Annotated in this window: 17 protein-coding genes; 7 read left to right on the top strand and 10 right to left on the bottom strand. The window is 54.4% G+C overall.

The features are described from left to right. Nucleotides 1-37 precede the first annotated feature (37 nt). Nucleotides 38-646, bottom strand: a complete 609-nt coding sequence (locus QWJ10_RS19905; protein WP_289929301.1) for an START domain-containing protein — start codon at nucleotides 644-646, stop codon at nucleotides 38-40. Nucleotides 647-697: 51 nt separating this feature from the next. Continuing rightward, nucleotides 698-952, bottom strand: coding sequence for a YkgJ family cysteine cluster protein (locus QWJ10_RS19900; protein WP_122042274.1), 255 nt, complete (start codon nucleotides 950-952; stop codon nucleotides 698-700). A 285-nt stretch (nucleotides 953-1,237) separates the two neighbouring features. Here QWJ10_RS19900 and QWJ10_RS19895 point away from each other — a divergent pair, with 285 nt between their 5' ends. The 3 genes from QWJ10_RS19895 (at nucleotide 1,238) to QWJ10_RS19885 (ending at nucleotide 2,414) form a co-directional block, all read left to right on the top strand. After that, nucleotides 1,238-1,777 carry an exonuclease domain-containing protein gene (locus QWJ10_RS19895; RefSeq protein WP_289929299.1) on the top strand — a complete coding sequence of 180 codons (540 nt, stop codon included), beginning with the start codon at nucleotides 1,238-1,240 and terminating at the stop codon, nucleotides 1,775-1,777. Between the two features lie 70 nt (nucleotides 1,778-1,847). After that, the gene (locus QWJ10_RS19890) at nucleotides 1,848-2,129 is read left to right on the top strand and encodes a pyrimidine/purine nucleoside phosphorylase (protein WP_150347121.1); all 282 of its coding nucleotides are present in this window, start codon (nucleotides 1,848-1,850) and stop codon (nucleotides 2,127-2,129) included. Nucleotides 2,130-2,246: 117 nt separating this feature from the next. Beyond that, nucleotides 2,247-2,414, top strand: a complete 168-nt coding sequence (locus QWJ10_RS19885) for a PA1571 family protein (protein WP_019365224.1) — start codon at nucleotides 2,247-2,249, stop codon at nucleotides 2,412-2,414. Here QWJ10_RS19885 and pdxB read toward each other — a convergent pair whose 3' ends face one another. Beyond that, on the bottom strand, nucleotides 2,415-3,554 hold the full coding sequence (gene pdxB / locus QWJ10_RS19880; protein ID WP_289929287.1) for a 4-phosphoerythronate dehydrogenase PdxB: 1,140 nt from the start codon (nucleotides 3,552-3,554) through the stop codon (nucleotides 2,415-2,417). Between the two features lie 50 nt (nucleotides 3,555-3,604). On the opposite strand from pdxB, the gene QWJ10_RS19875 reads away from it, so the two are divergent. Beyond that, the gene (locus tag QWJ10_RS19875) at nucleotides 3,605-5,047 is read left to right on the top strand and encodes an MATE family efflux transporter (RefSeq protein ID WP_019365226.1); all 1,443 of its coding nucleotides are present in this window, start codon (nucleotides 3,605-3,607) and stop codon (nucleotides 5,045-5,047) included. 1 nt (nucleotide 5,048) lies between these two features. Here QWJ10_RS19875 and tusA read toward each other — a convergent pair whose 3' ends face one another. Then, nucleotides 5,049-5,288, bottom strand: coding sequence for a sulfurtransferase TusA (gene tusA, locus QWJ10_RS19870; protein ID WP_019365227.1), 240 nt, complete (start codon nucleotides 5,286-5,288; stop codon nucleotides 5,049-5,051). Nucleotides 5,289-5,374: 86 nt separating this feature from the next. Then, a complete protein-coding gene (gene rlmM, locus QWJ10_RS19865; RefSeq protein ID WP_289929285.1) occupies nucleotides 5,375-6,430 on the bottom strand; it encodes a 23S rRNA (cytidine(2498)-2'-O)-methyltransferase RlmM in 1,056 nt (351 codons plus the stop codon). Between the two features lie 342 nt (nucleotides 6,431-6,772). Between rlmM and acnA the strand changes: the two genes are divergently transcribed. After that, nucleotides 6,773-9,511 (top strand): aconitate hydratase AcnA, encoded by a 2,739-nt coding sequence (gene acnA / locus QWJ10_RS19860; protein ID WP_197873470.1) that lies wholly within the window; start codon nucleotides 6,773-6,775, stop codon nucleotides 9,509-9,511. Nucleotides 9,512-9,549: 38 nt separating this feature from the next. Here acnA and QWJ10_RS19855 read toward each other — a convergent pair whose 3' ends face one another. Continuing rightward, on the bottom strand, nucleotides 9,550-10,206 hold the full coding sequence (locus tag QWJ10_RS19855) for an alpha/beta fold hydrolase (RefSeq protein WP_354669635.1): 657 nt from the start codon (nucleotides 10,204-10,206) through the stop codon (nucleotides 9,550-9,552). Nucleotides 10,207-10,391: 185 nt separating this feature from the next. Between QWJ10_RS19855 and hemN the strand changes: the two genes are divergently transcribed. Both hemN and fnr read left to right on the top strand, forming a co-directional pair. Then, a complete protein-coding gene (gene hemN, locus QWJ10_RS19850) occupies nucleotides 10,392-11,774 on the top strand; it encodes an oxygen-independent coproporphyrinogen III oxidase (RefSeq protein WP_289929274.1) in 1,383 nt (460 codons plus the stop codon). Between the two features lie 74 nt (nucleotides 11,775-11,848). Further along, nucleotides 11,849-12,586, top strand: a complete 738-nt coding sequence (gene fnr, locus QWJ10_RS19845; RefSeq protein WP_026003866.1) for a fumarate/nitrate reduction transcriptional regulator Fnr — start codon at nucleotides 11,849-11,851, stop codon at nucleotides 12,584-12,586. 61 nt (nucleotides 12,587-12,647) lie between these two features. Here the strand turns inward: fnr and QWJ10_RS19840 are convergent, their stop codons facing one another. The 4 genes from QWJ10_RS19840 to recR form a co-directional block, all read right to left on the bottom strand. Beyond that, nucleotides 12,648-15,107, bottom strand: a complete 2,460-nt coding sequence (locus QWJ10_RS19840; RefSeq protein WP_289929272.1) for a TonB-dependent siderophore receptor — start codon at nucleotides 15,105-15,107, stop codon at nucleotides 12,648-12,650. 110 nt (nucleotides 15,108-15,217) lie between these two features. Beyond that, on the bottom strand, nucleotides 15,218-16,192 hold the full coding sequence (locus QWJ10_RS19835) for a FecR domain-containing protein (RefSeq protein WP_289929270.1): 975 nt from the start codon (nucleotides 16,190-16,192) through the stop codon (nucleotides 15,218-15,220). A gap of 3 nt (nucleotides 16,193-16,195) precedes the next feature. After that, nucleotides 16,196-16,708 (bottom strand): sigma-70 family RNA polymerase sigma factor, encoded by a 513-nt coding sequence (locus QWJ10_RS19830; RefSeq protein WP_019365234.1) that lies wholly within the window; start codon nucleotides 16,706-16,708, stop codon nucleotides 16,196-16,198. A 95-nt stretch (nucleotides 16,709-16,803) separates the two neighbouring features. Then, complete coding sequence (recR, locus tag QWJ10_RS19825; RefSeq protein WP_026003868.1) at nucleotides 16,804-17,403, bottom strand: recombination mediator RecR; 600 nt, start codon at nucleotides 17,401-17,403, stop codon at nucleotides 16,804-16,806. Nucleotides 17,404-17,433 lie beyond the last annotated feature (30 nt).

Genomic DNA, 17,433 nt, shown 5'->3' with positions numbered 1-17,433 from the left:
AAAGCGCCCCGGCTAACCCGGGGCGTTTTTATTTGGGTTAACGGCTCTCCGCCGCCTTACGAAGACCTTGCAAGGTGTTGAACGGCGCATCAACGACAAAGCTATTAGCCAACCAAGACGGTATGCTTCCGCCCGGTTCGCTTTGGGCTTCGTACGTCACCTCCACAGATCCTGTCGCCTTTGGCAGCACCTGCCATTTACCGTCGAAACTGCTGACTCGCACGTAGCCGTCTGCAGGAGGTGTGTAAGTGGGCTCCCCTTTTAAATGACGAACGAAACCTCCATTGCCGGCTTGCTCCGTTGTGATATGTAGCACCACATCACGCGCCGTGACCGGCCAGGGCATTTCAATGCGCATATAGGTCCAGGTGTCCTGCCCCTGCTGCCTGAGCACCTTGAGCTGCTGGCAACGATAGAGCCACTTGCAGGAGCTGGCGGTATCCTCCTGAAGTTGCTCGATACGCTCAGGAGTAGCCTTAATCGTAACAACCCCACGGTAGGCCTTGTATTTAGACCCCTCCACGCTACGGGTGTAGACCTTTACCCCATCTTCATCCTTTGCAAGTTTCCATTCCTCGGCGTAGGCGCCAGAACACAACGTCGCGAACAGAGCCGTTAAAACAGTTGTTTTAAAAAAAGTACGCATTGAACCTTCCTTTTCTTGTTATGAGCATAAAGCGTGTATGGTGGGGTTGAATCAGGCGGCAGTCACATCTTCCAGATACGCTATCAGCATAAGTGCCTCGTCACGGCTTTCACCACAGACAAAAGGCTCTGCCGAAAAGGCGCTGCACACCGGCGGTCGTTCCGGCTTTCCGAACAACTCACATAAATCGGTTTCGCTTAGATGTGCACATCGCACACCTGCAGGCTTGCCCTGTGGCATCGCAGGCAATGGCGTGGAAATAGAAGGCGCAATGCAACATGCACCGCAGCCGGCACGGCATTCCATAACGTATAGACCTGAGTAATAGATACAAAAAGCATAAGGGGGATTGGCCCCAACGCCAAGCGTCACTCAAACGTTTGTCCAAGCAGCTGATACCTGGCGTCCAACTTAATAGTCGGCACCGGCATGGATTCAGTCACACCCTTCGTCAGAAGAGCCTCAAAATGTGCGTAGCTCTGTGTTTAAGCCTGAAACTTGCCTATCTTGATACAGGTCTCTGCCTGTGGGCGCCGGTCCGTTACCAGGATGCCTTGTCCTCTTACTTACAAGAAGCTCTTTGGAGGCACGATGAAGCGTTGGCTGGTCATCGATCTGGAAGCGACCACTGATGAAGGCGGATGGCCTGTCGAGGAGATGGAGATCATCGAGATCGGCGCCGTGTTGATCGATAGCACCGGACAAGAGCTTGATCACTTCCAGAGCTATGTAAAGCCCCTGCATCGACCTCTGCTGACCGCGTTCTGCAAATCGCTTACGCACATCACCCAAGACGATGTAGACAGCGCAGCGCCTTTATACACGGTCTGGCAACACTTTGAGCAATGGCTGAGTAGCCATGAAGCGCATTTGGCGGGCTGGTGCAGCTGGGGTGACTATGATCGCCGTCAACTACAGCGTGATTGGCGTGAGCACAGAATCAGCACACTCCTGGCACGCACTCCGCACATGAATCTCAAGCAGCGCTTTGCGAAGTCCAGGCAACTGCCCCGCCCTGTCAGCCTAGGCTCGGCCCTGAGCCTTGCCGGATACTGCTTTCATGGTCAGCCGCACAGGGCCTTGGAGGACGCGCGTAACACGGCAAGACTATTGCCCATAACCGTGCACTAATGGCTTAGTGGCGGCAGCGTAAAGGTTTCGGCATACTGGCTTGACGTTTAAAACAATCCTAAGGAAAGCCATGTTCAAGGTTAACGAATATTTTGACGGCACCGTTAAATCCATCGCCTTCAATCTGAGCAGTAAGCCAGCCACCATTGGCGTCATGGCGCCAGGGGAATACGAATTCGGAACGAGCCAATTGGAAATCATGAGCGTGGTAGCAGGTGCCCTGACGGTCAAATTACCTGGCAGTGATGCTTGGGAAACTTTTGAGGCAGGCCAGAAATTCACCGTTCCGGCCAACAGCAAATTCCAGCTCAAAGTCAGCGTGGAAACGGCTTATCTCTGCGAATATCACTGACAGGCCGGGTGCATAGCGTTCGCTATGCACCCTTGTCGCACTTTTGGACGCTCTAGGTTGTCATATCTTCTTAACCTGCCTTGGCTAGGTTGGACTTATATGGCAAAGGAGACTGAAATGACCGTTCAGAACACTTCTCAGCACACAACCTCCGATCATGCTCAACGCCTGGGTGGCGCCCTCATCGATGAAAAGGGTCGCGAGATCCCGATTACCGAGGCCATGATTCAAAAGGCATGTCGTGAGCCAGACGACTCTCTCAAGACGCCTACGCACCCTGAGTAATCACAGACGTGTAGCGCCTAGCGCCTCTACGATCCGGGAAGTTGCCAGGCTTGTATCTGTATAAACGCGAAGTCCGGTAATTTCCCGACGTTGGGGATAATGCTTTCTAAGCTGATCAAAACCCTTACGCCGCGCTTGAGTATCACCTTTGAGTGATAATCGAAAGGCGGCGTCATCATTGCGCGGATCATAAACGGCCCGACACAAAAGTCTCAGTGCCTGTTCAGGCGTAGCACTGGCCGAAAGCTCGATCTTCGATAGCCACTGTTCAGGTAGAAAGTCCTCCAAGGCTTTTTCTGGCCTCTGTTCCTGCCAGGCGCAAAAGGCAGCGTAAATCATTGCAGTACCGCGCCACTTGCCTTCAAGACTATGGCCAGCGATATGAGGTGTAGCCAGGCGGCATCGCTTGGCCAGTTCGATATCGACCTCAGGCTCGCCCTCCCATACATCCAGAACAACTTCCAGGTCGGCACCTTCAACCAAGCATTCACGAAGTGCCTTGTTGTCGATAACTTCTCCGCGGCATGCATTGATCAGCCATGTTCCAGCCTTCAACCCAGCCAGGCGCTCAGCATCAAAAAGATGATACGTCGCGTCAGGCCCGGAACGTACCAGCGGTGCGTGCAGGGAAATGACATCACATTTCTCCATCACGGTTTCAAGCGAGACAAAATCATCGGGTGCGGATAGCGCACGTGGTGGGTCACACACCAGCACATTCAAGTTCAACCCTTTCAGCACCTCCACCAGTCGGCCACCAACCTGTCCGGCGCCTACAATCCCATAGGCGCGCTCACTCAGCGAGACTCCGCGGGCGTCGCTCAAGGCAAGAAGCGCACCCAGAACGTAATCGATAACGCCGCGTGCATTGCACCCCGGCGCACTGCTCCAGGCAATGCCAGCCGATTCCAGATAATCAATGTCCAGATGGTCCGTACCGATGGTGCACGTCCCCACGAAACGGACCGGTGAGCCTTCCAGCAATGCCCGAGTTACCGGTGTTATGGACCGTACGATGAGAACATCCGCCTCGCCCACGGCAGCCCTATCCATGGCGCGGCCTGGCATTCGCCTGATCGATCCAAAGGCACCAAAAAATTCATCCAGAAGGGGGATATTTTCATCTGCGAGGATGCGCATCTTGAACTCCAATCAGCGAGACATACATTTTATCAGGCCCAAGACATGTGATGGATTTCTCGGCATCCGAAAAGCGTCGTACACTGACCAACTTTCCCTCACCTGATAATCTCGTGGACACAAGACCTACCCGGCGGCAGCGGATCCGTCATGAGCTAACGGCCCTGCTCGCCCTGGCAGCGCCTATTATCATTGCGCAGTTGTCGCACTCTGCCATGGGGTTCGTCGATGCCGTCATGGCCGGGCGTGTCGGTCCGTTGGACTTGGCAGCCGTTGCGCTAGGCAATTCCGTCTGGGTGCCGGTCTTTCTTCTGATGACCGGAACGCTGCTGGCCACTACGCCAAACGTGGCGCAGCATCATGGCGCCAGGCAACCGGAGAAGATTGGTCCGCTTGTTCGACAGGCGCTCTGGTTGGCCGTGGTCATCGGATTGATAGCCAGCGCTCTTTTATGCTCAGCGAAGCCTTTACTGATTGCCATGCATGTCAGTCCGGAGCTGATTCAGCCAACCATGACCTATCTGCATGGCATCGCCATGGGTATCCCCGCGGTTGCACTGTATTACGTGCTGCGCTGCTTCAGCGACGGGCTTGGACGCACCCGGCCCAGCATGATCATTGGTCTGGTTGGCCTGACACTCAACGTTCCGCTAAATGATCTGTTCATCCATGGTCGCCTTGGCTTGCCAGCGATGGGCGGTCCAGGTTGCGGATTTGCCAGTGGCGTGGCGATGTGGTTGATGTTCCTAGGCATGTTCGCCTGGGTGCGACGCGCCAAGATCTACCAGGCATGCGGTATCTTCAGCCGCTTCGACGCTCCCCAATGGCCAGTGATTCGTCGCCTGCTCTCTGTGGGTGCGCCTATTGGAATCGCGGTATTTGCGGAGTCCAGCATCTTCTCGGTCATTGCCCTGTTGATCGGAGAGCTAGGCGCAACGGTGGTAGCAGGCCACCAGATTGCTCTCAACTTTGCCTCACTCACCTTCATGATCCCCTTGTCGATCGGCATGGCCATCACTGTACGGGTTGGACAGTCCCTGGGACGCGGCGAGCCTCGGCAAGCGCGGTTTTCGGCAGGCACGGGAGTGGCCGTTGGCCTATCCTGGGCCTGTATTTCTGCCAGTATCATGCTGCTTTTCCGCGCACCGATCGCAACGCTTTATACACAGGACCCGGCTGTGGTGAGCCTGGCGGCGTCGCTGATTGTATTTGCCGCTCTCTTCCAGTTTTCAGATGCGGTACAGGTGACAGCGGCCGGGGGACTCAGGGGGTATCAGGATACACGGGCCACAATGGTGATCACACTGCTCGCCTATTGGGGTATCGGTCTGCCAGTAGGTTATGTACTAGGCCTGACCGATTGGATTGGGCAGGCCCGCGGACCGGCGGGCCTTTGGCAAGGTCTGGTGGTGGGGCTTACCTGTGCAGCGGTATTGCTTGCCATACGCCTTGCACGTAGCGCACGCCGCCGGATACGAAATGCAGCCCACTAGGTTATTCGACTTTCTTGCGTATCCAATAAAGGTACTTTCCGCCCTCTTCCTCCTTCTGCACCAGCTCATGTCCTAGAAACATGCAGAATTTGGGGATGTCCCGCTGCGTAGAGGGATCAGTTGCAATGACCTTGAGCAGGCTACCACCTGCCAGGTCTCGCACCTTGTTGTGCAGCATCATGACAGGTTCAGGGCAATTCAGCCCGCTGGCGTCAAGTGTCGCGTCAACGGTAAGAGTCATGCTTTTCTCCATTCGGTAGCAGCCGCGCCTTTGACATAGGCACTGGCTGCATCAGTACGTTTCGAGCCGTAAATGTTCTGCTTTGGTTATTTCAAGCGACGGAGGTGACAGGTGACCTCTTCGCGATCGTGGTAGAGCTGTTTGCAGGCAACGGAAACTGACATTCCCTTACTACCAAAATAGCTTTTCAATCGATCCAGAATGCGCCTGACTTCAGCATAGCGCTGCTTCATTGGCAGCTTCAGATTTACGACTGCCTCCTTGCACCAGCGCTCGCCGATCCAGTTTTCCATGAGCGCGGCCGTACGAGCCGGCTTCTCAACGATATCGCATACCATCCAGTCGACTTCCTTACGTGGACGAAAGGCATAGCCATCGACCTGCAGGTGCTCGATAAGGCCTGACTCCATCAGGGACTCTGCCATCGGCCCGTTATCCACGGCGGTCACGAGCATATCCCGGTTGACCAGTTGCCATGTCCAGCCTCCAGGTGCTGCCCCTAGGTCTACGGCGTGCATACCCGAGGCAAGGCGCTCATCCCACTGCGCACGAGGAATAAACTGATGCCAGGCCTCTTCCAGTTTAAGCGTAGAGCGGCTGGGCGCTTCACGGGGAAACTTGAGTCGGGGTATACCCATCGGCCAGAACGCAGCGTTACGCGGCTCGGCCACGCCAATGAACACATCCGTTCCTGTTCGAAAGGTCAATTGCAGCCGTGGCAAGGCAGGGTCTTCGTTCAGACGGCCGGCCTTGGTCAATGCAGCCCTCAGAGGCTTTTCGAATTTCTTGCAGAATGTCGACAGCGCTTTGCCGTCATTGGTATCCAGCACCTCGAACCACAGGCTCCCGCAGACCGGATAGCTCTGTAGCTCCTGCAGGATGGCCCCTACACGGTCCTGCTCAGGTAACGTGACAAAGCCTTCGCCTCGCGCCCATTGGCGCGGAAAGATCAGGTCGGCAAAGCGCAGGCGCTTCATGAGGCGATCCGCTCCCTCTGCCTCACTGCAAATGAACTCGGCAAAGGCGCTGGCTGGCTTGCCCCGCGCGTAGCCTGAAATTTCCAGCTGTGCAGCCAGATCGCTAAGCTCGGCACACACCTCGCCTTCAAAACCAGGTCGGCAATGTAACAACAATGTATTCATCAAAACTCCAGCCCTGTGATGCGCCTTGCAATAAGCCGCGCACTATACCCGAGCCAGCCGGATTGAGCGGAACAGGGAACGTAAAAGCCGTCAATCGGTCCAGTATTGGAGAACAAGCGCAAGACGACGCTTGGTCGACAGGCTGGCGCCGGATGTCCGCCGCTGTTGATACCGATCAGGCCCCATTGATGCTCGGCCCAGAATCTTCGTGCCGAGAGGCAGTGTTGGCAGGCTTTTCGGTATTTCCTCGGAGTGGGCCTGAGCCGGGATTAGCGAAGGCCACGTCGTCTTGCACAAGGCCGAACCGTCGTGCCGTCCCAAGCCGAGAGGAGATTCATCGTCATGCCTGCACTGGATAGTCTGAAATGTCGTCGTACCCTAGAGGTCGATGGCCGTACGTATCACTACTATAGCCTTCCCGAAGCCGCCAAGAGCCTGGGTGATATTTCGCGCTTGCCTGTATCGCTAAAGGTCCTGCTCGAAAATCTGCTGCGCTGGGAAGACAATAAAACCGTTTACCGTGAAGACCTGCAGGCACTGGTTGACTGGCTCAAGGAACGCACCTCCGACCGCGAGATTCAATACCGTCCGGCGCGCGTTCTGATGCAGGACTTTACCGGGGTACCCGCAGTTGTGGACTTGGCAGCCATGCGTGATGCCATGGCCAAGGCAGGAGGTGATCCTGAAAAAATCAATCCCCTCTCCCCTGTCGATCTGGTGATTGACCACTCGGTGATGGTCGACCGTTACGCCTCCGAACATGCCTATGAGGAAAACGTAGCCATTGAAATGCAGCGCAACGGTGAACGTTACGAATTCTTGCGTTGGGGTCAACAAGCTTTCGACAACTTCAGCGTAGTGCCACCGGGCACCGGCATCTGTCACCAGGTGAACCTTGAATACCTGGGCCGTACAGTTTGGACTCGCGAAGAAAACGGCGAGACTTACGCTTTCCCGGATACCCTGGTAGGCACCGACTCGCATACGACGATGATCAACGGCCTGGGTGTACTAGGCTGGGGCGTAGGCGGCATTGAGGCTGAGGCCGCCATGCTGGGCCAGCCGGTATCCATGCTCATACCTGAGGTCATTGGCTTCAAGCTTACAGGCAAGCTGCGCGAAGGCATTACCGCTACTGACCTGGTGCTGACCGTAACCCAGATGCTGCGCAAGAAAGGCGTAGTGGGTAAGTTCGTTGAGTTCTATGGAGACGGATTGGCTGATTTGCCACTGGCGGACCGCGCTACCATCGGCAACATGGCTCCGGAATACGGCGCCACTTGCGGCTTCTTCCCGGTTGACCAGGTCACTGTGGACTTTCTGCGCTTCTCGGGCCGCCCCGAAGAAACAGTCAAGCTGGTTGAGGCCTACGCCAAAGCTCAGGGTATGTGGCGTGAGGCCGGTGACGAACCAAGCTTTACCGACACCCTGCATCTGGACTTGGGCGATGTCGAATCCAGCCTGGCAGGCCCCAAGCGTCCGCAGGATCGTGTTTCGCTATCCAAGGTCAGCGAAGCATTTGATCAATTCATGAGTCTGCAACTCAAGCCTACTGCGCCTAAGGGTAATGGACATCCCGTTACACCCGGTGGGCTGGACGACTCGGTTAAAGGCGAACCCAAGGCGGACGGCATTGAGTATGAGCTTGATGGCCAGAAACACCGCTTACAAAACGGCGCAGTTGTAATTGCCGCCATTACCTCCTGCACCAACACCTCCAACCCCAGCGTCATGATGGCTGCCGGTCTACTGGCGAAAAAAGCCGTTGAAAAAGGGCTGGAGCGCAAACCCTGGGTCAAGAGTTCATTGGCGCCTGGTTCCAAGGTCGTAACCGAATACTATAAGGCTGCTGGCCTTATGACTTCGCTAGACAAGTTGGGCTTTAACCTTGTGGGATACGGTTGCACCACCTGCATCGGCAATTCCGGGCCGCTGCTCGAACCGATTGAAAAAGCGATTCAGGAAGGCGATCTGACCGTGGCATCAGTGCTCTCGGGCAACCGCAACTTCGAAGGCCGCGTACATCCCTTTGTCAAAACGAACTGGCTGGCTTCACCACCATTGGTGGTCGCTTATGCCTTGGCAGGCAGCGTCAAGGTTGATCTGTCTAAAGATCCTTTGGGTACAGACAAGAACGGCCAGCCGGTCTATCTGAAGGATATCTGGCCCACCCAACAGGAAGTGGCTGACGCCATCGAGAAAGTCAACTCGGCGATGTTCCGCAAGGAATACGCAGCGGTCTTCGAGGGCGATGAGAATTGGAAGGCTATTCAGGTTCCAGCTTCCAAAACTTATACCTGGAGAAACGATTCGACCTATATCCAGAATCCTCCCTTCTTCGAGAACATTGGCGGCAACCCGCCTCGTGTATCAGATATTCATGATGCGCGAATTCTCGCTTTACTGGGCGACTCAGTCACAACAGACCATATCTCCCCAGCTGGTAACATCAAAAAGGATAGCCCGGCGGGCCGCTACCTTACCGAACATGGTGTTGCCTATGAAGACTTCAACTCGTACGGCTCCCGCCGTGGCAACCATGAAGTCATGATGCGCGGCACTTTTGCTAACATTCGTATCCGTAACGAAATGCTGGGTGGCGAGGAAGGTGGCAATACGCTGCATGTTCCAACCGGCGAGAAAATGGCCATCTATGACGCTGCCATGCGGTATCAGATAGATAGCACTCCACTGGTCATTATTGCAGGCAAGGAATATGGCACAGGTTCATCCCGTGACTGGGCAGCCAAGGGAACCAACCTGCTCGGTGTCAAGGCAGTGATTACCGAAAGCTTCGAGCGTATCCACCGCTCCAACCTGGTAGGCATGGGCGTCCTTCCGCTTCAGTTCCAGAACGGAGTGGATCGCAAGTCGCTAGGTCTAACCGGTAAGGAGAAAATCAGCATTTTCGGACTGGATGGCGTCGAACTGCGGCCACGTATGCCACTGACCATGGAAATCACTCGTGAAGATGGCAGCATGGAAACGGTAGAGCTTCTCTGCCGAATCGATACCCTCAACGAAGTGGAATACTTCAAGGCGGGTGGCATTCTGCACTATGTATTGCGCAGCCTGATGTAAGCGCTCCCACAAACAAGCCCGCCGCAGTGCGGGCTTTTTTATGCCCAATGGGCGGCCAAAAAGCGCACTACCGATAACGCACTCTTCTCAATGCTTTGTGAATGACTCAAGCCTGAGCGTTTGAGTGGCTTAAGGTCATGGTTGGCTGTCGGTACCCACTCGATTCGGACCTGGTCAGACAGTGTGTAATGCTCAACCGTCTCCCGATCTCCCAGAGCATCACGCTCGCCCTGGATGATCAACGTAGGCGTTTGCAAATCAACGAGATGGTCGACCCGCGGCTTTTCCGGGCGGCCTGCCGCATAGAATGGATACCCAAGGCATACCAATGCGCTGACCCGCTCCTCATCAGCGACCAGGCTGGCCATTCGGCCTCCCATTGATTTGCCGCCAATGGCAAGCGGTCCTGGGGTTGTTTGCCTGACCAGATCAATGACCTGCTTCCAGGTAGCAAGCAACTGCGCCTTAGGAGAAGGAGGTCTTTTCTTTCCTGAGATTCGTCGCTCAGCCATATAAGGAAATTCAAACCGTACTACTTCGATACGCTGGGCTACCAGCGCCCTGGTCATTTGATCCATGAACGGACTGTCCATGGAAGCCCCTGCTCCATGAGCCAGAACAAGCGTGCCCATTTTTTGATCACACCTGCTCCAAAGAAGCGAAACCTCCTTTTGATTGGCTTGGTTGTCTTGCACGAATCCTCCTAGCGAATCTAATAACACCTTAATGGGGCTGGTATTACATACAAAATTAGCTCAACAGAATCCATCGTACCTTTTATCGCCTCTCTAGCCTTCACGTTGTCGCTATTGATGTAGGTCAAGATGCCACTACCTACTTGCTTCTAGACTTTGCTTCATAGTTTTACGGGAGTATGGTCATGCTCGACGCCATCGATTGGAAACCAGAATTAATCCAGCGCTACGACATGGCAGGGCCTCGCTATACCTCTTATCCAACTGCAGTGCAGTTTCATGATCAGATAGGCGCGTTCGATCTGATGCATGCACTAAGGGATAGCCGCACTGCCAAGCGGCCGCTGTCGCTGTATGTCCATGTACCCTTCTGCGCACATATTTGCTACTACTGCGCCTGTAATAAAGTCATTACCAAGGACCGCAGCCGCAGCGTGCCTTATCTGGCCAGCCTGACAAGGGAAATTCAGCTGATCAGTCGTCATGTAGGCGCAGACCAGAGGGTAGAGCAATTGCATTTTGGCGGCGGCACGCCGACCTTTCTCAACCCTGAACAGCTACGGCAGCTGATGTCCGAGCTGTGTCAGCGCTTCAGCCTGCTGGATGATGACTCTGGAGATTATTCGATCGAGATCGATCCACGCGAAGCGGACTGGGCCACGATGGGCCTGTTGCGTGAGCTGGGTTTCAACCGGGTCAGCCTCGGTGTTCAAGACATCGATACGAATGTGCAGTTGGCTGTGAATCGCCTGCAAAGCCTCAACGAGACGCGGGCCATCATCGATGCGGCCCGTACGCTCAGTTATCGCTCAATCAATATCGACCTGATTTATGGACTCCCCCGCCAAACGCCGGAAAGCTTCGCCAAAACCGTCGAGGCAGTAATTGATCTGCAACCGCATCGCTTGTCTGTATTCAATTACGCGCACCTCCCCACCCGTTTTCCACCACAGCGGCGGATTGAGGCCGCTGAGCTGCCAAGCCCCGCACAAAAGCTGGAGATGCTCCAAAGGACAACTGAGCAGCTAATGGCTGCCGGTTATCGTTACATCGGGATGGATCACTTCGCCCTGCCCGACGACGAATTGGCCATTGCTCAGGAAGATGGTTCGCTGCAGCGTAACTTTCAGGGCTATACGACCCATGGCCATTGTGACCTGATTGGGCTGGGGGTATCGGCCATTAGCCAGATAAATGAGCTTTACTCTCAAAACGCAGTGGATATTTCCGAATACCAGACTAGTCTGGATAACGGTCAACTTGCTGTACGCCGGGGTTTGCACTGTGAACGGGACGACTTGATTCGTCGCGCGGTAATCCAGCAGCTAATTTGTCACTTCCAGCTCGACTTTGCTGAAACAGGCCGAGCACTGGGAATTGATTTCAGGGATTACTTTGCCGATGTCCTGCCTGACCTTGAGCGTATGGCGACTGATGAGCTTATTCGCCTGGATGAAAAAGGCATTGATATCTTGCCGGCCGGGAGGTTACTCGTGCGATCAGTTTGTATGTTGTTTGATCGTTATTTGCCCCAACAGAACACACAACGGTTTTCACGGGTCATCTAATAAATTCACTAACAGCTTTCATCATCATGCGTGCAGTAATACCCTTGGCTTACTAATGGAATAAATCGAAAGCCATGTCCGAGACTTTGAAAATGCGTGTCACCTCGCCGCAAGCCCACTGTAAAGATTGCAGCCTGGCACCCTTATGCTTGCCATTGTCGTTGAACCTTGAGGATCTGGATGAGCTTGATCGGATCGTCAAGCGCGGCCGTCCACTTAAGAAAGGCGACTATCTGTTCCGACAGGGTGACAGTTTTGGCTCCGTCTTTGCCGTCCGTTCAGGCGCGCTTAAAACCTTTAGCGTGACCGATAACGGTGAAGAGCAAATTACCGGCTTTCACCTACCCAGCGAGCTGGTTGGCTTGTCCGGTATGGATACGGAGCTGCATCCGGTTTCTGCACAGGCGCTGGAAACCACATCGGTATGCGAGATCCCCTTCGAGCATCTTGATGAGCTGGCCGATCAGCTTCCCCAGCTGCGTCGCCAGCTGATGCGTGTGATGAGCCGCGAGATTCGGGATGATCAGCAGATGATGCTGCTCTTGTCCAAAAAAAGCGCAGACGAGCGTATCGCGACGTTTCTTGTGAATCTGTCTGCACGTTTCCGCGCTCGTGGCTTCTCCGCCCAGCAGTTCCGCCTGTCCATGTCCCGTAATGAGATCGGTAACTATCTGGGCCTTGCAGTGGAGACAGTTTCTCGTGTGTTCACGCGCTTCCAGCAGAGCGGCATCATCGAGGCCGAAGGCAAGGAAGTGCATATCCTCGACTCGATTCAGCTCTGTGCCCTGGCGGGTGGCCAGCTGGAAGGTTGAAACAAAACGGGCGGCCCTGAAGCCGCCCGTTTTGCTTGAAAAGCTTTATCGCTTTTGATCGTTAGAACTTGTAACTGACCGTGGCGGTGACGTTACGCTCTTCGCCGTAATAGCAATACAACAGGCTATTACATGCAGCGACGTATTTTTTATCGGTTAGGTTATTGGCGTTGACACGTACATCTACACCTTTGAGACCCACATTACTCAAGTCATAACCCACTGACGCATCAAACAGGGTGTATCCAGGAACGCGTTCGGTATTAGCTGGATCTGCCCAACTCTTACTAACTGCCCGTACCCCCGCTCCCAGGCTCAAGCCCTGGAGCGATCCCTCCTTGAATGAGTAGTCTCCCCAGACAGATGCCATATGACGAGGGGCCACGTTAGGCGTATTGCCTTCTGTACCGTCATCCGACTTAATGTATTCGACATCAGCAAACGTATAGCTCCCTAGTACACGGAAGCTATCAGTCACCTGCATGTGAGCTTCCAACTCTACGCCTTGGGAGCGTACCTTTCCTACCGGGCGATAATATTGTTCATTCGCCAGTTTGGTCGCCAGGTTTTCTTGGGTAATGTGGAAGACTGATGCCGTAAAGATATTGTCCGTACCCGGCGGCTGATACTTGATACCAGCCTCCCACTGCTTGCCCTCAGTAGCCTTGAGCGGATCGCCGTTCTGGTCAGTAAAAGAGTTGGGATTGAAAGACTCTGAATAGCTAATGTAGGGCGCGATACCATTTTCGAAAAGATACAGTGCACCCACCCGCGGAGTAACCTTATTCTCCTTGTAGGTGTTTTTGCCTGCACCGTATAGCTCATCCTCGGAAGAGGTCTCTACCCAATCCTTGCGCAGACCGAGCGAAAACCGCCATTTATCCAGGTCAATCAAGTCCTGCATGTACAGGCCAGTCTGCTCCATCCGACGCAGATCGCTGGTTTGCCATGTTTCCGTGACGCCCGGATTACCATAGACAGGGTCGAACGCATCAATGTTAGAAGCGGACCCGCCTGCGTAGTCGACCTTGGCCTTACGACGCTGATAATCCAACCCCATCAAAAGCGTATGTTTGGCTGACCCGGTATTAAATTCAGCCTGTGCCATGTTATCTACAATCCAGGCATGCAGACGCTCCTTGCCTTCAGTGGTTGCGCGCGCTAACTCGTTGGATCCTATGCTGGCCCAACCCGCAGCATAAGCCTGCCGCATATCCACCTTGCCATCCAGATAGCGGAAGTTCTGCCGTGCCGACCAGACATCATTGAAACGATGCTCAAACTGATAACCCACCATCTGCTGGGTACGTTCGAACTTGTCGAAATCGGAGTCGCCCTCAAAGAAATGCTTTGAGATATATTGTCCATTGTGGCGATAGAGTGTGCCGTCTGCCGGAAGACCGCCGTGGTAACCGCCCTCGGGGTCATGTTGCATATACGCCTGCAGGGTTAGCGTCGTATTTTCATCAAAGTCGATGGCTACAGTGGGCGCAATGGCGTAGCGCTTCTCCTCGTTGTGATCAAACTGCGTATCGGACTTGTCCGCCAGGCCTACCAGCCGATAGGCAATCGTCTGGTCCTCGTTTACCGGACCACTAAAATCGAACCCCATACCCCGTTGGCCCTGAGTACCTACCGTGGCCTGGATTTCATGATAAGGCTCATAGAGTGGTTTCTTGCTGGTAAGGGCTACCAAGCCACCGGGATTACTACGTCCGTAAAGCACCGAAGATGGGCCTTTCAGGATATCGATGCGCTCAAGGAAATACGGATCTACCTGCATGCTGCTATAGGTACCGCTATCTCCCATGGTCTTGAGGCCATCAAGATAGATGTTATCTACCGAGCCGTCATTGAAACCACGCATGGCAACATAATCATACCGGTGAGTTGCACCATATGGGTTGGTCATGACGCCTGGGGTATAACGCAACGCCTGAGAAATTGTTTGCGAGCCCTGATCGTCGATCTGGTCACGCGTTACAACGGATACCGATTGAGAGGTCTCCAGGATCGACTTACTTGTCTTGGTTGCAATCTGGCTATGGGTGGCGTTATAGCCTTCCATGGTTCCAAGCGCATTGCCCAGTGCGAAATCAGTAACGGTAGTCGCAGAAAGCTCGGAAACATCACTGCTAACGCTTGCTGTTCCAGCCGCCAGCGAGTAGCTGCCGCTACCGGTGTTGACGATCTGCAAGCCGCTTCCTTTTAGCAGCGCTGCAAAACCTTTTTCAACACTGTACTGCCCCTTGAGACCTGGGCTCTGCTTGCCCTCCGTCAATGCGCCATCGGCAGATAGCATGACATTCGCTTCGCCAGCAAAACGACTCAATGCCGTCGACAGCGGGCCAGCCGGTATATCGTAACTGCGTACTGCCTGGGCCGTGGCAGCCGTTTCAGCGGCATTACCTGCAAGCGGCACAAGGGCGAGGCTCATCGGTATAGCAAGTGCAGCAGCATGCACAGCCTGATGCAGAGGGCTCCGCTTGAAAAAAGCCTGATACGAACGACGCGAATCCATTACTCATCCCTTTTTTGTGTTCAACAGTGATGGCTTTCAGCCTGTTTGAGACTAAAGCCAGTCGAAATCAAGAAAAGGGAACTGCTAATGATAATATTTTTTATTAAGATTCAGGCAGGACGCGCTGAAATAGACGTCCACCACGGCAGCGGTCGATTGATGCGAATGGGCAGGCTTTGCTCCAAGGCTGTCAGCACCCGCTCCGTATCTTTCAGCGGGTATGCACCGACCAGACGCAGATTCGCTACATCCGGATCACAGGCCAGATACCCGGAGCGATAACGCGATAACTCATCAACAAAATCGCTCAATCGCATATCATCAGCCAGAATCATCCCTTTGATCCAAGCCTGACGGCGTTGCTCACTCACCTGAGCAGTAGAAACCCCGTCAGTGCTAAAGCGCACCTGTTGTCCTGCCTTTACTGTGACGGACGCCGACGCCACAGGAGCAACCTGCACACTGCCGTTGAAAACTGCCAACTCGCCAAAGCCTCCTCGATCAAAAACACTAAACTGGGCTTCTTTGGCCAGTAACGCACCGAATGTCGTATCAAGCGTCAGCGGATAGTGAGCATCCTTGCCTCGAGACAGCATGGCCTCACCCTTGTAGAGTGCCAGATGCAAGCGGTCCGGTTCGTTCGAGACGTCCATTGCCGTATCGGTGTTCAGCCAGAGATGCGAGCCATCAGCAAGCTGAAAATCCTTGATCTCTCCCACACGTGTTCGGTAGCTGGCATACCATTGTCTCCAGGACAACTGTGAAGAGGTAGTCCAGACCAGAACACCGGTACTGCAAAGTACGGTCATCAGTTTTAATGTCTGACGCCGCGTTTGCCCTTTTTTCTGTAGCGCTTGTGTAGCGCCATGGCGTTGCTCGGAGGGTATGCGCTGAAAATGACGACTGATCAGCTCGACACGCTGCCACGCCTGGGCATGTTGCGGATTTTCTGCCAGCCAGAGCTGCCACTGCACACGTTCCTGATCGCTGACATCATCAGCACTGAGCACGGCAAACCATTCGGCCGCCTGCTCAAGCACCGCAAAGTCGCACTCTGTCTCGGATATCTGCTGGGCGGCCTGCATGGTCTATTCCACCTCAAGGGTCAGGCAGTGCAGCATGGCTTGGGCCATGTACTTTTTGACCATTCGCTCGGACACCCCTAGCACCTCACCAATGGCTGCATACGTCTGCCCTTCCAGTTGAGACATCAGGAAGGCTGAGCGCACCTTTTCAGGTAGACGGTCCAGCATGGCGTCGATTTGAACGAGACTTTCAATAATGATTTCTCGCGCTTCTGGAGATGGCGCGTAATACTCGGAACGATCAGCCAGCGCCTCGAGATAGGTCCGTTCGATATCCTGACGCCGCCAGTGATTGACGAGTAATGAATGGGCGATGGTCGATAAGTAAGCGCGCGGCTCTCGAACGGACGGAAGATCGCGTCCTTTGGCTAACAGGCGAAGGAATGTATCCTGGGCCAGATCGGCTGCATTGAACGAGCATCCCAACCGTTTGCTCAGCCAGCCGTGCAGCCAGCCATGATGCTCGCTATACCAGTCATGCAAGGCGTTGGGTGATGACACTTCAGCCGCGCACATGTCAGAACCTATCGAGATGGCATTAAGATATCGCTAATGATAATGCTTCTCAAGAATAGGTCTATGCTTTTTTACGTCAATTTGCGTACCGCCGATCAAAGCGTGATCGGCTTACGGCCTGCAAAGGCATGCGTAAGGGTGCCGTTGTCTACCAGATCAAGTTCACCACCCAAGGGGACACCATGGGCAATCCGGGAAATAGTTAAACCGCGTGGTTTCAATAGCTGCGCAATGTAATGGGACGTTGCCTCGCCTTCCACTGTCGGGTTGGTTGCAATAATGACTTCCTGGAAGGCACCTTGCTCGATACGCTCCATCAGCTCTGGAATGCCGATCGCCTCCGGGCCGAGACCATCCAGAGGAGACAGGTGCCCTTTCAGCACGAAATAACGCCCACGAAAGCCCGTCTGGTCAACGGCAAAGACGTCCATCGGTGACTCAACCACGCAAAGCAGTTGATCATCCCGATCCGGATCAGCGCACTGAGGGCACAGTTCGTTTTCCGTCAGGGTACGACAATGCTTGCAATGCCCTACTCCCTCCATGGCTGCCTGCAAGGCACTCGACAAGCGCAGGCCCCCGCTCCGGTCACGCTCAAGCATCTGCATGGCCATACGCTGGGCTGATTTCTGGCCCACCCCAGGCAAAATGCGTAGCGCGTCGATCAATTGTCGAATGAGAGGACTAAAACTCATGAAGAAATCTCGAATGGAGATAGATAAAAG

The sequence above is a fragment of the Pseudomonas sp. WAC2 genome (genome assembly GCF_030403525.1).
Classification (GTDB): Bacteria; Pseudomonadota; Gammaproteobacteria; order Pseudomonadales; family Pseudomonadaceae; genus Chryseomonas; species Chryseomonas luteola.
Note: the sequence above shows the minus strand (reverse complement) of the source record. Positions and strands in the feature narration are given on the sequence as shown.

Bases quoted from the DNA above. Each gene is read 5' to 3' on its own strand.
- QWJ10_RS19905 (WP_289929301.1), bottom strand. From the start codon at position 646: ATGCGTACTTTTTTTAAAACAACTGTTTTAACGGCTCTGTTCGCGACG.
- QWJ10_RS19900 (WP_122042274.1), bottom strand. From the start codon at position 952: ATGGAATGCCGTGCCGGCTGCGGTGCATGTTGCATTGCGCCTTCTATT.
- QWJ10_RS19895 (WP_289929299.1), top strand. From the start codon at position 1,238: ATGAAGCGTTGGCTGGTCATCGATCTGGAAGCGACCACTGATGAAGGC.
- QWJ10_RS19890 (WP_150347121.1), top strand. From the start codon at position 1,848: ATGTTCAAGGTTAACGAATATTTTGACGGCACCGTTAAATCCATCGCC.
- QWJ10_RS19885 (WP_019365224.1), top strand. From the start codon at position 2,247: ATGACCGTTCAGAACACTTCTCAGCACACAACCTCCGATCATGCTCAA.
- pdxB (WP_289929287.1), bottom strand. From the start codon at position 3,554: ATGCGCATCCTCGCAGATGAAAATATCCCCCTTCTGGATGAATTTTTT.
- QWJ10_RS19875 (WP_019365226.1), top strand. From the start codon at position 3,605: ATGGATTTCTCGGCATCCGAAAAGCGTCGTACACTGACCAACTTTCCC.
- tusA (WP_019365227.1), bottom strand. From the start codon at position 5,288: ATGACTCTTACCGTTGACGCGACACTTGACGCCAGCGGGCTGAATTGC.
- rlmM (WP_289929285.1), bottom strand. From the start codon at position 6,430: ATGAATACATTGTTGTTACATTGCCGACCTGGTTTTGAAGGCGAGGTG.
- acnA (WP_197873470.1), top strand. From the start codon at position 6,773: ATGCCTGCACTGGATAGTCTGAAATGTCGTCGTACCCTAGAGGTCGAT.
- hemN (WP_289929274.1), top strand. From the start codon at position 10,392: ATGCTCGACGCCATCGATTGGAAACCAGAATTAATCCAGCGCTACGAC.
- fnr (WP_026003866.1), top strand. From the start codon at position 11,849: ATGTCCGAGACTTTGAAAATGCGTGTCACCTCGCCGCAAGCCCACTGT.
- QWJ10_RS19840 (WP_289929272.1), bottom strand. From the start codon at position 15,107: ATGGATTCGCGTCGTTCGTATCAGGCTTTTTTCAAGCGGAGCCCTCTG.
- QWJ10_RS19835 (WP_289929270.1), bottom strand. From the start codon at position 16,192: ATGCAGGCCGCCCAGCAGATATCCGAGACAGAGTGCGACTTTGCGGTG.
- QWJ10_RS19830 (WP_019365234.1), bottom strand. From the start codon at position 16,708: ATGTGCGCGGCTGAAGTGTCATCACCCAACGCCTTGCATGACTGGTAT.
- recR (WP_026003868.1), bottom strand. From the start codon at position 17,403: ATGAGTTTTAGTCCTCTCATTCGACAATTGATCGACGCGCTACGCATT.